This is a genomic window from Phyllobacterium sp. T2-21, assembly GCF_055378485.1.
Map to the genome: position 1 here is coordinate 389,671 of NZ_AP027912.1, position 14,799 is coordinate 404,469.

At 59.1% G+C, this 14,799-nt stretch carries 14 protein-coding genes; 3 read left to right on the forward strand and 11 right to left on the reverse strand.

What is annotated here, in order from left to right; genetic code table 11:
• Positions 1-62: 62 nt before the first annotated feature.
• From ACZ5FP_RS01975 to tesB, 5 genes are all read right to left on the reverse strand, one after another.
• Positions 63-731, reverse strand: a complete 669-nt coding sequence (locus ACZ5FP_RS01975; protein ID WP_464661831.1) for an outer membrane lipoprotein carrier protein LolA — start codon at positions 729-731, stop codon at positions 63-65.
• Positions 732-941: 210 nt separating this feature from the next.
• Positions 942-3,569 (reverse strand): DNA translocase FtsK, encoded by a 2,628-nt coding sequence (locus tag ACZ5FP_RS01980; RefSeq protein ID WP_464661832.1) that lies wholly within the window; start codon positions 3,567-3,569, stop codon positions 942-944.
• Between the two features lie 218 nt (positions 3,570-3,787).
• Entirely contained in the window at positions 3,788-5,164 is a 1,377-nt protein-coding gene (locus tag ACZ5FP_RS01985; RefSeq protein ID WP_464661833.1) for an ammonium transporter, read from the reverse strand.
• 26 nt (positions 5,165-5,190) lie between these two features.
• On the reverse strand, positions 5,191-5,529 hold the full coding sequence (locus ACZ5FP_RS01990; RefSeq protein WP_105734234.1) for a P-II family nitrogen regulator: 339 nt from the start codon (positions 5,527-5,529) through the stop codon (positions 5,191-5,193).
• Between the two features lie 253 nt (positions 5,530-5,782).
• Positions 5,783-6,652, reverse strand: a complete 870-nt coding sequence (tesB, locus tag ACZ5FP_RS01995) for an acyl-CoA thioesterase II (RefSeq protein WP_288192798.1) — start codon at positions 6,650-6,652, stop codon at positions 5,783-5,785.
• Positions 6,653-6,773: 121 nt separating this feature from the next.
• Between tesB and ACZ5FP_RS02000 the strand changes: the two genes are divergently transcribed.
• Positions 6,774-8,027 (forward strand): ubiquinone biosynthesis hydroxylase, encoded by a 1,254-nt coding sequence (locus tag ACZ5FP_RS02000; RefSeq protein ID WP_464661834.1) that lies wholly within the window; start codon positions 6,774-6,776, stop codon positions 8,025-8,027.
• Between the two features lie 15 nt (positions 8,028-8,042).
• On the opposite strand, the gene ACZ5FP_RS02005 is transcribed toward ACZ5FP_RS02000, so the two are convergent.
• The gene (locus tag ACZ5FP_RS02005) at positions 8,043-9,080 is read right to left on the reverse strand and encodes an aldo/keto reductase (protein ID WP_464661835.1); all 1,038 of its coding nucleotides are present in this window, start codon (positions 9,078-9,080) and stop codon (positions 8,043-8,045) included.
• 292 nt (positions 9,081-9,372) lie between these two features.
• On the opposite strand from ACZ5FP_RS02005, the gene ACZ5FP_RS02010 reads away from it, so the two are divergent.
• Entirely contained in the window at positions 9,373-9,810 is a 438-nt protein-coding gene (locus tag ACZ5FP_RS02010; RefSeq protein WP_464661836.1) for an OsmC family protein, read from the forward strand.
• 78 nt (positions 9,811-9,888) lie between these two features.
• On the opposite strand, the gene ACZ5FP_RS02015 is transcribed toward ACZ5FP_RS02010, so the two are convergent.
• The 5 genes from ACZ5FP_RS02015 to ACZ5FP_RS02035 all read right to left on the reverse strand — a co-directional run bounded on the left by ACZ5FP_RS02015 (position 9,889) and on the right by ACZ5FP_RS02035 (position 14,183).
• Positions 9,889-10,668, reverse strand: coding sequence for a succinate dehydrogenase iron-sulfur subunit (locus ACZ5FP_RS02015; RefSeq protein WP_105734229.1), 780 nt, complete (start codon positions 10,666-10,668; stop codon positions 9,889-9,891).
• Positions 10,669-10,682: 14 nt separating this feature from the next.
• Positions 10,683-12,530, reverse strand: a complete 1,848-nt coding sequence (sdhA, locus tag ACZ5FP_RS02020; protein WP_464661838.1) for a succinate dehydrogenase flavoprotein subunit — start codon at positions 12,528-12,530, stop codon at positions 10,683-10,685.
• 2 nt (positions 12,531-12,532) lie between these two features.
• Positions 12,533-12,916, reverse strand: coding sequence for a succinate dehydrogenase, hydrophobic membrane anchor protein (sdhD, locus tag ACZ5FP_RS02025; RefSeq protein ID WP_223613870.1), 384 nt, complete (start codon positions 12,914-12,916; stop codon positions 12,533-12,535).
• Between the two features lie 13 nt (positions 12,917-12,929).
• The gene (gene sdhC, locus ACZ5FP_RS02030) at positions 12,930-13,328 is read right to left on the reverse strand and encodes a succinate dehydrogenase, cytochrome b556 subunit (protein ID WP_464661840.1); all 399 of its coding nucleotides are present in this window, start codon (positions 13,326-13,328) and stop codon (positions 12,930-12,932) included.
• Between the two features lie 381 nt (positions 13,329-13,709).
• Positions 13,710-14,183: a GNAT family N-acetyltransferase gene (locus tag ACZ5FP_RS02035; protein WP_105734225.1), complete on the reverse strand. Its 474-nt coding sequence runs from the start codon at positions 14,181-14,183 to the stop codon at positions 13,710-13,712.
• Positions 14,184-14,375: 192 nt separating this feature from the next.
• On the opposite strand from ACZ5FP_RS02035, the gene ACZ5FP_RS02040 reads away from it, so the two are divergent.
• On the forward strand, positions 14,376-14,780 hold the full coding sequence (locus tag ACZ5FP_RS02040) for a hypothetical protein (protein ID WP_464661842.1): 405 nt from the start codon (positions 14,376-14,378) through the stop codon (positions 14,778-14,780).
• The last annotated feature ends 19 nt before the right edge of the window (positions 14,781-14,799 follow it).

The following is a 14,799-nucleotide window of genomic DNA, read 5'->3' on the forward strand; positions in this document are numbered from 1 at the left end:
CGAAAGGCCGCTCGTCCACACGCGATTGGTGCAACGATGCGGCCCTGGGAACGATGAATGGGTCAGCGCTTCATGGCGATGCGCGTGTAGTCAATTGTGAACATGTCCTTGGCGAACTTCACGTCCTTGCGGACATTGGTGATCATGACCGTCGTATCAAGGCCCTGCGCATCGGTGATCGTCCACTGGCGCAGTTCATAGGTCTTCGGATCGAACATCATCTTGATGGTCGAGTTGCCGAAGACAGATTTGTCGCCGAGGACGATCGTGGTCATGTCGGGCTCTTCCTTCACGGATTTCACCCGGTCGCCGGTCAGGTCGATCTGGTCGGCGAGGAGCAGCTTCAACGGTGTCTTCGACAGGGGATAGAGATCCCACGTGTCGAGCTTGCGGTTGTTGATCACGACGGATTCACCATCGGAAATGACACGGATCGGCGATGGCTTGTTGTAGGTGAAGCGAATCTTGCCCGGACGCTCGATATAGAACGTGCCTTCGGTTTGCTCACCGCGCGGACCGAACTGAACAAAGTCACCGGTCATCGTCTTCACGCTGGAAAACTGGTTGGCGATCTGCTGGGCGCCATTGATGGCGGCAGGTGCCGCCTGAGCGTTTGCCTGTCCGGAAATGCCAGTCGCGCCAAGAAGCAGCCCCATGCCAACCACGGAAGCCGCAGCACATGTCCGGGCAAAGGTGCCAATCGTGCGAAACGAAGCTTTGGTCGTTGTCATGGTGTTATGTCTCCTGTCTTATTCTCTTGCTGTATACCCGGTCAGTTTGACCTGACTATGGCCGAGAAACGGCGGGAAACCGCAACTTGTTCCTCAAATTCGTGACGCATCGGCGTACACACCGGTTACGTAACGCCAGATCATGCCGTTATGTAGTCATTCATTGCGCCCGTTACAGGACGCGCAGGCGAAAATGCTACGTAACGGCGCTTAAAAATCATCGTCCTGTGTCGGCACGAGAATGTCGCGCTTGCCCGCATGGTTGGCAGGGCCGACGATGCCCTCCTGCTCCATGCGCTCGATGATCGAGGCCGCCCTGTTGTAACCGATGCCGAGGCGGCGCTGGATGTAACTGGTGGACGCCTTCTTGTCGCGCAGCACCACGGCAACAGCCTGATCATAAGGATCATCCGAATCTTCAAGATTGGATGTCCCGGCCGGGCCACCGCCCATATCGTCTTCGTCGTCCTCTTCCGTGATCGCATCGAGATATTCGGGGACACCCTGCAGTTTCAGATGATTGACGATCTTTTCCACTTCGTCGTCACCGACAAACGGTCCGTGCACGCGCTGGATACGCCCGCCGCCCGCCATGTAGAGCATGTCACCCATGCCGAGCAGCTGTTCGCCGCCCTGCTCACCCAGAATGGTGCGCGAATCGATCTTGGAGGTGACCTGGAAGGAAATGCGGGTCGGAAAGTTCGCCTTGATCGTGCCGGTAATGACGTCGACCGACGGACGCTGTGTCGCCATGATCACGTGAATACCGGCAGCACGCGCCATTTGCGCCAGACGCTGGACAGCGCCTTCGATGTCCTTGCCGGCCACCATCATCAGATCGGCCATCTCGTCGATGATCACGACGATATAGGGCATGGGCTGCAGATCCAGCTCTTCCGTCTCGTAGACCGCCTCGCCCGTTGCCCGGTCGAAGCCGGTCTGCACGGTCCGGGCAATCCGCTCGCCCTTCTTCTGGGCCTGTTCAACCCGCTGGTTGAAGCCGTCGATGTTGCGCACGCCGACCTTGGACATCTTGCGGTAGCGGTCTTCCATCTCCTTGACGGTCCATTTCAGCGCTACGACGGCCTTCTTCGGATCGGTCACGACGGGCGTGAGCAGATGCGGAATGCCGTCATAGATCGACAGTTCCAGCATCTTCGGATCGATCATGATCAGGCGGCACTGTTCCGGGGTCATGCGGTAAAGCAGCGACAGGATCATGGTGTTGATGGCAACGGATTTACCAGAGCCGGTGGTACCCGCAACCAGCAGATGCGGCATCTTCGCCAGATCGGCGATGACCGCCTCGCCATTGATGGTCTTGCCCAGCGCCAGCGCCAGTTTGGTCTTGGTCTGCTCAAAATCCCGGCTGGCCAGCAATTCCCGCAGAAAGACCATTTCGCGGGTCTGGTTCGGCAGTTCGATACCGATGGCATTGCGGCCCGGCACGACGGCAACACGCGCTGCAATGGCACTCATCGAGCGGGCAATGTCATCGGCCAGCGTGATGACACGTGACGACTTGATGCCCGGAGCCGGTTCCAGCTCATACAGCGTTACGACGGGACCGGGACGTACATGGATGATTTCACCCCTGACGCCAAAATCTTCAAGCACGCCTTCCAGCAGCCGCGCATTCTGCTCAAGCGCTTCCTTCGAAAGGCTTGGGTTGCGGACCACGTTCTTCGGTTCGCTGAGGAAATGCAGCGGCGGCATTTCAAATTCGTCGGATTTGATCAGGGATGTCTGGGCTTCGCGCTGCACGCGCGCGCCGGTCCGGGGTGCCGGGGCTGGCGTGGCGATCCGCGCCTTGCCGGCGGGTATAGCTGTCGGGCGCGCGGGCGCGGCCTGCGGCGCCCAATCGTCCACCTCATCGTCTTCGCTGAAAGCGATCGGATCGTAGTCATCGGGTTCGTGACCGAAACCGTCATTGCCAATGTCGATTGACGGCGCCTCAATGCGTGGCGCTTCGTCATAAAAACCTGGCTCGCGGCGTGCCCCGTTCTGCCGCGCAACAGGGGCATCGGCGAAGAGATCGTCATCACTGTGCCGTGCCGCCGCACTGCGCGCACTGCTGTAAAGCCCGGCGCTGCGCCCGAACAGACGGCGGAAGAGCGCCTTGATGCTGAGGAACCAGTGGGTCAATGCGCCAAGCGCCAGCCAACGGCCGCCTTCGCTTTCCTCGTCATCCTCGTCCTCGTCGTCAAAGTCCTCTTCCTGCGCCACGTGACGGCCGGACTTCTTGGCGACGACCGGCTCGCTGTCGCGATAGGTCAGCCCGCTGGCAAAGCCGAACACCCACAGCGTCGGCAAAGCGAGAACGGCGACCAGGATCATGGCCAGACCGCCGCGCGGAAATGTTCCGGTGAAGATCGCCGGGATTTTGAGAACCATGTCACCAAAAACACCGCCTAGCCCGATGGGCATCGGCCAGCTTGCGGGGATGGTGAAGCAGCCGGCAATGGCCGCCGCCATCAACGATGCGCCGAACCAGGCAATCGCCCGCCGCGGCAAACGGTCGACGCCACGGCCGGTCAGCATCAGACCACCCCAGAATAGGGCCGGCATGAGCGCGACAACCGTCGAAAGGCCGAAGAACTGCATGCCGAGGTCGGCAAAGACCGCGCCGGCATAGCCAAGGGCATTGCGAACCGGATTGGAAGTGGCGTGGCTGAAGCTCGGATCGATCACGTTCCATGTCGCAAGGCTGCCAATGGCAAAGGCAACGAAACAAAACAGCGCCAATCCCCAGACAATCTGGATCTGTCTGCGGAAAAGGGTCGTCAACCCGTGCCGGTTTTCTTCGATCGCATAGGAGGCTGAATATCCTTGACGCATGAAATCTCGCCCTAAGTAAACGCACGCACGGCGGTCGTGAGTAACCGCAGATTCGATTCCCACGTTACGGCGCGGATGGTTAAGGGGGCATTAACCATGGCGAGCACGAGCGAAATTACATTGGCGGAGTTGCCATCCCGGCTTCGACAAGCTTGCCTGCCGCAACAAAAAGGGCCCGGAAAACCGGGCCCTTTTCAGTTCCTGTCAAAAGCCGTCCATTAATTGTGGTAGGCCGCTTCACCATGGGAGGTGAGGTCGAGACCGATGGATTCGGCTTCAGCGGTCGGACGCAGGCCAACGACGACATCGACGATCTTGTAGAGGATCAGCGAACCGATGCCGCTCCAGACCAGCGTGACGAGCACGGCCTTGATCTGCACGAACACCTGCGCGCCCATGGTGACGCCTTCCGCATAACCGACGCCGCCAAGCGCCGTGCTGGTGAAGAAGCCGGTGCCGATGGCGCCGATGATACCGCCGATACCATGCACGCCGAAGACATCAAGGCTGTCGTCATAGCCGAGCTTCGGCTTCACCACGGCCACCATGTAATAGCAGATGATGCTGGCAATGGCGCCAAGGAGGATGGCGCCAACCGGACCGATGGTTCCGGCAGCTGGCGTTACTGCAACCAGACCGGCAACAACGCCGGATGCGGCACCCAGCATCGAAGCCGTCTTGCGGGCGAGCGCTTCGATCACAACCCATGCAACAATCGCACCGGCCGTTGCCGTGAAGGTGTTGATCATCGCCAGCGTCGCAATGCCGTTGGCCTCGAGAGCCGAACCGGCGTTGAAGCCGAACCAGCCGACCCACAGGATCGAGGCACCGATCATGGTGAGCGGCATGGAGTGCGGCGCCATCATGTCACGGCCAAGACCGGCACGCTTGCCGATGACGAGAGCACCAACGAGACCAGCAATACCGGCATTGATGTGAACGACGGTGCCGCCGGCAAAATCAAGCGCGCCCCAGCCGTAGATCAGGCCATTGGAATCCCAAACCATATGGGCGATCGGGAAGTAGACGAACGTGACCCAGAGGATGACAAACAGGATCGTTGCCGAGAATTTGATGCGTTCGGCAAAAGCACCGATGATCAGTGCCGGCGTAATGGCGGCAAAGGTCATCTGGAAGCAGATGAACACATACTCGGGAATACCAACGCCTTTGGTAAAGGTTGCGGCAACCGAAGCCGGCGTCACGCCGGAAAGGAAGACCTTGCCGAGACCGCCCCAGTAAGGGCTGGTGCCGCCGCCGAAGGCGAAGGAGTAACCGTAGAAAACCCAGATGATCATGACGACAGCAGCAATGCCGGTGCACTGCATCAGGACGGAAAGCACGTTCTTGGCACGGACGAGACCGCCATAGAACAGGGCAAGGCCCGGAACGATCATGAACAGGACGAGGACGCTGGAGATCATCATCCAGGCGGTATCCCCTTTGTTGACAGTCGGCGCAGCGGCTGCGGCGGCATCCGCTACCGCAGGCGCCGCTTCCTGAGCGAGTGCGGCCAGCGAACCGAATGCGGTCAGCGCCAGCGAACCCAGAAGGGTACTGCGCACCGCGGATGTCAGACTGGTTGGAATTTTCATTATTTTCTCCTTAAACCCCAAATGACTCAAAGCGCATCGGTGTCAGTTTCGCCCGTACGGATACGGACGGCCTGATCAATGCTGAGAACGAAAATCTTCCCGTCACCGATCTGGCCGGTTTTGGCGGCCGTGGTGATGGCTTCAACGGCGGTGTCGACGAGCTCTGACGCGACAGCCACTTCCACTTTCAGTTTGGGAAGAAAGCTGACGGCATATTCCGCGCCACGATAAATCTCGGTGTGTCCTTTCTGGCGGCCATAACCCTTCACCTCGGTGACGGTCAGGCCCTGGATGCCGACAGCGGTAAGTGCTTCGCGCACTTCGTCCAGCTTGAACGGCTTGATGATGGCCATCACAATTTTCATTGACTATACCCCTGCGCTAGCGCGGCACCCCTCAGGTGGAATTACCTGAACGGCAGCAACCCGCGTTGAACCCATCCCCTAAGCCTTGATGGCCCTTGGCGACTGGTGAGGAGTATTCAAGTTCCGTGCCAGACTCGAAAAATAATACTAAGGCATTGATTATATATGGATATTTTTATCAATTCGGCAGTGCACAATACATTATCCGGCAACATGCCTAAAAATTAGGCATTTCAATCTGCGTGGTCGATTTTCACTCGGCCGGATGCACACGAATTAGGCCTTCCTGAGCCGTCGAGGCAATCAGCGTGCCATCGCGGCTGTACAAGGCGCCTCTGTTGAAGCCACGGGCACCGGCAGCGCTGGGGCTGTCTGCCGTATAAAGCAGCCAATCGTCGAAATTGAAGGGGCGGTGGAACCACATGGCGTGATCGAGGCTTGCGACCTGCAAATCTTTGTCGAAAATCGAGCGGCCGTGGGCATAGAGCGAAGTATCCAGCAATGTCATATCCGAGAGATAGGCCAGAACCGCCGCCTGCAGGGCACGGTCATCCGGAACCGGGCCCGTTGTCCTGATCCAGACGTTCTGCTCCGGCGGCAGCTTTTCCCGCGTGAAGTAATGGGTCAGGGACAGCGGCTTCATCTCGATGGGACGGTCCTGCTCCCAATATTTGCGCACGTTGGCTGGCGCATTCTGCAGATACTGCTCCTTGAGGTCCTTGTCGCTCATCAGCTTTTCCGGCGCGAGAACATCGAGGGGTATCGGCTTTTGGTGCTCAAGTCCTTTTTCCTCGATCTGGAATGAGGCCTCCAGCGAAAAAATCGCATGCCCGTGCTGGATCGCCACCACGCGCCGGGTGGTGAAACTCGCGCCGTCGCGGATGCGATCCACCTCGTAGATGATCGGCACTTTCGGATCGCCCGCACGCATGAAATAGCTGTGCAGGGAGTGGACGTGACGCTCGGGATCGACCGTGCGCTGCGCCGCCACCAAAGCCTGACCGATGACCTGCCCGCCAAACACCCGCTGCCAGCCGACCTGCGGACTGCGACCTCGAAACAGGTTGTGTTCAAGTGTCTCAAGGTCGAGTATGGACAAAAGCTCTTTCATGGCATCAGACATGACGGGCGCGACTCCTGTTCGTACGGTCGGCATAATAGTGCCTGAATCCGCTTGCAACAGGAACAGGTGAACAAGTCAAGCGCCACGTCGGCGCAGGAACAAAGGGAAACCCGAGGCAATCATGGCTGAAAGAACCCGCACACACGCATCAGAAGTCCCTGGCAGCGCCGATATCGTGATTGCGGGCGCCGGCTATGTCGGCATGGCGACCGCCGTTGCACTCAAATCCTCTGCGCCGCACCTGTCTGTCACGGTGATCGACGCGGCGCCGGCCGGTGTCTGGCGCAAAGACACCCGCGCCTCGGCCATCGCCGCCGCTGCGAGCCGCATGCTCGACCGGCTCGGCTGCTGGGAGGAAATCCTGCCAAAGGCACAACCGATCAACGAGATGATCGTCACGGATTCGCGCACCTCCGATCCGGTCCGCCCGGTCTTCCTGACCTTCAATGGCGAAGTCGAGCCTGGTGAACCCTTCGCCCATATGGTGGAAAACCGCGACCTCAACGCCGCCTTGCGTTCGAAAGCCGAACAGATCGGCGTCACCTTTGTCGAGGGGACACCCGTCCATGGTTTTGACAATGGCGACGTGCACCTCACGGTGCGCTACGGCGATGACAAGATGCTGCGCACGCGCCTGCTGCTCGCAGCCGACGGCGTCAAATCGCGGCTGCGCGATATGGCGGGCATCAAAACCGTGAACTGGGAATACGGCCAGTCGGGTATCGTCTGCACGGTCGCCCATGCACGGCCGCATAATGGTCGTGCGGAAGAGCATTTTCTTCCCGCGGGCCCGTTTGCCATTCTGCCACTCAGCGGCAACCGTTCCTCGCTTGTCTGGACCGAGCGCACTGCGGACGCGGAGCGATTGATCAGGGAAGATGATTTCGTGTTCGAAGCCGAGCTCGAACAGCGTTTTGGCCTGAAACTGGGAGAATTGCGGGTCGAAGGGCCGCGCAAGGCCTTCCCGCTTGGCCTGACACTGGCACGCGATTTCGTCAAACCGCGCTTTGCGCTCATCGGCGATGCCGCCCATGGTATTCACCCCATTGCCGGTCAGGGCCTCAATCTTGGCTTCAAGGATGCGGCAGCGATCGCCGAGACCATTGTCGATGCCGACCGCCTCGGTCTCGACATTGGCTCCATCGCGGTGCTTGAGCGCTACCAGACCTGGCGCCGTTTCGACACGGTGCAGATGGGCGTGACCACCGACGTCCTCAACCGTTTGTTCTCCAACGATAATGTGCCGGTGCGGGCCCTGCGCGACTTTGGGCTGGGCCTTGTCGAGCGCATGCCGCGGCTCAAAGGATTTTTCATCCGTCAAGCCGCGGGATTGTCGACCACATCGCCGAAGCTGCTTCAGGGTCAACCGATCTGAAGCAGCTTTCCCCGCTCAGAGCGGGCGGGGATAGGTGCGATGGATGGCCTGGATTTCACCAAGGATGCCCGGCGTCAGCGTTACATCCGCAGCGCCGATATCGGTCTTCAGCTGTTCAAGCGATGTTGCGCCAATGATGACCGACGTGACGAACGGCCGGCTCAATGCAAAGGCAATCGCGAGTTGCGCAACATCAAGACCGTGCTTATGCGCGAGCGCAATATAGGCCCTGACGGCCGGATCGGCATGCACGTTGTTCCGCCAAAGATCCTGCAGCGCACCGCGGGTTCCCGCCGGTACCTTTCCATCCAGATACTTGCCGGTCAGGACACCTGAGGCCAGGGATGAATAGGCAAGGAGCCCGACGTCTTCATGGTGGCTGACTTCCGCCAGATCCAGGTCGAATGCCCGCTGCAGGAGGCTGTATTCATTCTGAACAGAGACAACGCGCGGCAGGTCGCTGCGCTCGGCTAGCTTCAGCCATTGCGCAATCCCCCAGGCCGTTTCATTGGAAAGGCCGATATGGCGGATCTTGCCCGCCTTCACCATGTCACCAAGGCCATCGAGCGCTTCCTCGATCTGTTGAACCACTTCGGCCCGGTTCTGCTGATGCGGCGCATATTCCCAGCCATTGCCGAAGTGATAATGCCCGCGAACCGGCCAATGCACCTGGTAAAGGTCGATATAGTCCGTCCGCAGACGTTTCAGACTGCCTTCGACCGCTTCCGCGATGGTGGTCTTGCTCATCAGGCTGCCGCCGCGGATCCAGCTGTTGCGTCCGCCGCCGGCAATTTTCGTCGCCAGCACGAAGCGGTCGCGCTTGCCGGTCTTCTCAAACCAATTGCCGATATAGGTTTCGGTCTTGCCATAGGTTTCGGCGGTCGGCGGAACCGCATAAATCTCGGCCGTATCCATGAAGTTGATGCCGGCTTCCAGCGCATGATCGATCTGCGCATGGGCATCGGCTTCGGTGTTCTGCACGCCCCAGGTCATGGTACCAAGGCAAATTTCCGTGACGTCAATATCCGTCCGGCCAAGCTTTTTCAGTTTCACGGGGATTTTCCTGTTTTGAATTCACGAATGTTCGATTTCGAAGCCGAGCTTCTGCTGCAGCTTTCGGACACACTGGCCGCAGCAAGGGAGGTTTGAGCGGCGCCAGTGGACCTCGCCACCATAGCAATCAAATCCCGCTTTTCCATATCGTTTCGCAGACAGCACGACAAAACGATCAATTCTGGCAAATTCCGCCGCCGGGCCTATGATGCGGAACTGCTGCAACCCTGCGGCGTTACGGACAGGATGCAAGCAGTCTTAACCTAATCAATCAACCGAGGGAGAGTGTTCAATGGACAGACAGGCAACTGCAATCTGGAAGGGCGCCTTGAAAGACGGTGCAGGTACCCTTGATACGCAAAGCGGCGCACTGAAGGGGCTTCCCTATAATTTCAAGGCCCGTTTCGAGGACGCAAGCGGTACGGCGGGTACCAATCCGGAGGAACTTCTCGCCGCCGCCCACGCCGGTTGCTTCGCCATGCAGCTTTCGCATTTCCTGGCTGAAAACGGCACACCGGCCGCGAAACTCGATGCCAAGGCAACCGTCAGCATCAACCCAGCTGCTGGCGGCGGTTTCGAAATCACCAAAAGTGCCATCACGCTCATTGGCGATGTGCCCGGTATCGACGCCGCGACCTTTTCAAAACTGGCCGAACAGGCAAAGGCGTCCTGCCCGCTGTCAAAGACACTCGGCGCCATTCAGGTCACACTCGACGCAAAGCTGGCCTGAGCAACACGTCAAACGTGCCAAACAAAACGGGCGCTCGAAGCGCCCGTTTTTATGCAATCGTCTTGCGTGACCAATCGCCTAGACCCGGCGTTCGACCATCATTTTCTTGATCTCGGCGATTGCCTTGGCGGGGTTCAATCCCTTCGGGCAGGTCTGTGCGCAATTCATGATCGTGTGGCAGCGATAGAGCCGGAAGGGGTCTTCCAGATTGTCGAGACGTTCACCCGTTGCCTCGTCGCGGCTGTCGATCAGCCAGCGATAGGCCTGCAGCAGAACCGCCGGTCCGAGATAGCGATCGCCATTCCACCAGTAGCTCGGGCAGGACGTCGAGCAGCAGGCGCACAGGATGCACTCATAGAGCCCGTCAAGCTTGGCGCGATCATCGTGACTTTGCAGCCATTCCTTGGCCGGCTCCGGCGAAACCGTCTTGAGCCATGGCTCGATCGAACGATGCTGGGCATAGAAATTCGACAGGTCCGGCACCAGGTCCTTGACCACGGGAAGATGCGGCAAGGGATAGATTTTGACCGCGCCCTTGATCTCGTCCATGCCCTTGGTGCAGGCGAGCGTGTTGGTTCCGTCGATGTTCATCGCGCAGGAGCCGCAAATGCCTTCGCGGCAGGAGCGGCGCAGTGTCAGCGTCGGATCGATCTTGTTCTTGATCCACAAAAGGCCATCGAGAACCATCGGGCCGCAATCGTCGAGATCGACGTAATAGGTATCGATCCGCGGATTCTCGCCATCATCGGGCGACCAGCGATAGATGCGGTATTCCCGAAGATTGTTGGCACCCTGCGGGCGGTCCCAGGTCTTGCCGGGACGCATCTTCGAGTTCTTGGGAAGTGCAAGTTCAACCATGATGCTCTGATCCCTTAGTACACACGCGCTTTCGGCGCGATCTTAGCGAGGCTGATGCCGCCGTCCTCTTCCTTGACCAGCGGGTCAAGGTGAACGGGACGGTAGTCGAGCTTGACATCACCCTCGGGCGAGAGCCAGGCAAGGCTGTGCTTGCGCCAGTTGATGTCGTCACGGTTGGGGAAATCCTCATGGGCGTGGGCACCACGGCTTTCCTTGCGCGCTTCGGCGGCAACCACCGTGGTCAGCGCATTGGCCATCAGGTTTTCCAGTTCCAGCGTTTCCACCAGGTCGGAATTCCAGATCATCGAGCGGTCCGTGACCTTGATATCCGGCAGTTCGCTCCAGATTTTCTCCATGCGCTCGACGCCTGACTTCAGCGATTCCGACGTGCGGAACACCGCAGCGTCCTCCTGCATGGTCTTCTGCATCTTTTCACGCAGAACCGCCGTCGGCGTGCTGCCATTGGCATGACGCAGGCGGTCGAAGCGCTCCATGATCTTCTCAACCGATGCCTCGTTGATCGTCGGTATCTTGGCATTGCGATCGATAACCTGACCGGCACGAATGGCCGCCGCCCGGCCGAAGACCACCAGATCGATCAGCGAGTTCGAGCCAAGCCGGTTGGCGCCATGCACCGAAGCACAGCCCGCTTCGCCGACAGCCATCAGGCCCGGCTGGATGCGGTCCGGATTATCCTTGGTCGGATTGAGCGCTTCACCCCAGTAGTTGGTTGGAATGCCGCCCATGTTGTAGTGAACCGTCGGCAGGACCGGGATCGGTTCCTTGGTCAGATCCACACCGGCAAAAATCTTGGCCGATTCGGAAATACCGGGCAGACGCTCGTGCAGCACGGCCGGATCGAGATGGTCGAGATGAAGGAAGATGTGATCCTTGTTCTTGCCAACACCGCGGCCTTCACGGATTTCCAGGGTCATGCAGCGCGAAACCACATCGCGTGACGCCAGATCCTTGGCCGATGGTGCATAGCGCTCCATGAAGCGCTCGCCCTCAGAGTTGACGAGATAGCCGCCTTCGCCGCGTGCACCTTCCGTGATCAGGCAGCCGGCACCGTAAATGCCGGTTGGATGGAACTGAACGAATTCCATATCCTGCAGAGGCAGACCAGCGCGCGCCACCATGCCGCCACCGTCACCAGTGCAGGTATGGGCTGACGTTGCCGAGAAGTAGGACCGGCCGTAGCCGCCCGTTGCCAGCACCACCATCTTGGCGGCAAAACGATGGATCGTGCCGTCATCGAGATTCCAGGCGACGACGCCGGTGATCGTGCCATCCGCATCCTGAATGAGATCGAGCGCAAAATATTCGATGAAGAACTGCGCATTGTGGCGCAGGCTCTGGCCATACAGCGTATGCAGGATCGCATGGCCGGTACGGTCGGCGGCCGCGCAGGTGCGCTGCACGGGCGGACCATCGCCATAGTTCATCATGTGGCCGCCGAAGGGCCGCTGGTAAATCTTGCCCGCTTCGGTGCGCGAGAAAGGCACGCCGTAATGCTCCAGCTCGTAGACCGCAGCCGGCGCTTCACGCGCGAGATATTCCATGGCGTCCGTATCGCCGAGCCAGTCCGACCCCTTCACGGTATCGTACATGTGCCACTGCCAGGAGTCGGGGCCCATATTGCTCAGGGAAGCAGCGATACCACCCTGTGCCGCAACGGTGTGCGAGCGGGTCGGGAAAACCTTGGTGATGCAGGCTGTCTTCAACCCCTGCTCGGCCATACCAAGCGTCGCGCGCAAACCGGCGCCGCCGGCGCCCACCACAACCACATCGAATTTGTGGTCAACGAATGTATAGGCCTTGCCGTCTTTGCCGGCGGTCCCGTTCTTGTCTGTAGTTGCCAAGATTAGCCTCCGAAGCTCAGCTTGATGATCGCAAAGACGCAGGCAACGCCCACCACAAGGGTGAAAAACGTATTGAGCATCAGACAGGCGATCTTCTTGCCTTCGCTGGTTACGTAGTCTTCGATGATGACCTGCATGCCGAGGCGCATGTGATAGAGACCCGAAATGATCACCATCAACAGCACCAGCCCGGTCAGCGGGTGGGAAAGAGCAGCCCGGGTTTCCGCATAGCTTGCGCGATGCAGGTAAATGATCAGGCCGATGAAAAACAGCATAAGCGGCACATTGGCAACGGCTGTCAGCCGCTGGCGCCAGAAATGCTCGGTCCCTTCGTGTGCGGAACCCAGTCCGCGGACTTTCTTGAGCGGTGTGCGCATTTCACTCATTGTCCCGCCTCCTTTACAAAACCGTGAACGCCGCGATCCAGATCAGGATCGTCAACGCGATGGAGACAACGAGCGAGGCGATGGCCATCTTCGTGGTGGTGTTCTTGTCGAGTCCGCGGCCCGTATCCCAGATGAGATGGCGAATACCGCCGATCATGTGGTGAACAAGCGCCCAGGTGTAGCCGAGCAGGACGAGAAGACCGATCCATGAACCGAATACCCAGCTGACGAGGTTGAACTGCGCCTCGCTGGTCGCGGTCGCGATCAACCACCAGGCAACCAGCAGCGTGCCGAAATACAGCGCGCCGCCGGTGATGCGGTGAACGATGGACATGACCATGGTGGGAATTGGTTTGTAGATTTGCAAATGCGGCGACAGCGGCCGGTTTGCATGCAGGTTTGTCTTGCTCATAGCGTCCCCAATGATAAGCGCCGCGCCATTTGAACCTTGATTGACGGGCAGGGCCGAAAGGCTGGATAGAGGCAAATTTAGAAGGGTTTTAGTCCCGTTTTTGCACTGCGTCAAAGGCCCATTCACCCCCCTCATGCGGCGAATTGGCAACAAACGCAAGTCCATAAGGTTTCTTTAGAAAATTCAATCGTTTAAAGCGCCATAGAGAGCCCCAAAGGCCCGTATTTCACGTCAAATCGGCAATCAATTTTATTTGAGTGAGTCTGTCCGGTTTAACCGGTTTCAGCGTGTTGCACCCCTCAATTGTGCAACGCGAACGGGACATTCCGAGTCGTTCCCAGAATGTCCCGCGCATCTTCAGGGCGATGGGGCAGGTCCGTTCTACTGATTGCCAAAACGGATGATGAAACTGGTCCAGTCGGCAGGCGCCGCAATCTGTTCGTACAGTTTGCGGCCATCTTCCGGCAGACGCGGCGCGTTGAGTGACAGTTTTGTCCAGCCGCGTTCTTCCGCCTTGTCGGCGAGAACATCGATCAGCGCCTTGGCGATACCCTTGCCGCGATGGTCATGATGCACGTAGATATGATCCACCTGCCCGGCACGCATACCGGAGACAGGCTCGGGCAGATCATAGAAAATCACAAAGCCCACCAGATGGCCGTCGAGTCGCGCTCCGGCGATCTCCGCGGCACGGTCCCGCAGCAGGTTTTCCGCGTAGTAATCGTCCGGGCGGCGGGGTGCGCCGCGCTTCAGCGCCTGGGCATAGCTGGCCAGAAGAGGTGCGAACTCGTGCGCATCGTTCAGATGCAGCAGAGAAATGTCGACGGCGTGTTCATCCGGGCTCTTTGTCGTCATGGTCGCATCATCCCTTTCACTCCGGCAACACTTCCGGCTGCCTCGCTGTGTTGAGGATTGGTTGATTGCGCACCGCACGTCAACCGGCGGACCGCAGCAAAAATCGATTCAAAGGCGTTTTGACGGATGACAAGCGTTAATAAAAGGTTAATGCTTGGACTGCTGCAGCCCATTCAACCAAGGAGCTTGTCCATGTTCGCCTTCCGCAAACACACGGCCGCGCTTTTGTTGTCGGGCCTGACTGTTGTCGCAGCCACGTACGGCGCTGCTGCCTACGACATCAACCTGCGTGATGCCTATGGCGACGAATATGGCAACATCATCGTGCAGGACCCCAATGGACCGAAGATGATCTTTGTCGGCGCGACAGCCGCCAAATCGGACAGGCTCGCCCGCGAACTCCGCAAAAAGGTTGCCGTCTACAAGCGGGCCAAGGGACCGGCGATCATCTCTCCACCCGGCGATCCCTATGTCGTGGGGGTTATTCCGCCACCCAACACACGCTGTGATGGCCCGATTGTCGTGCGCGGTCGCGGCTACATGTATGGTATCAACCGCGGCGAAACGCCCATTCTCGGGCTTCCAGGCTGCCAATAGCCCACATTTGATTTGCCTC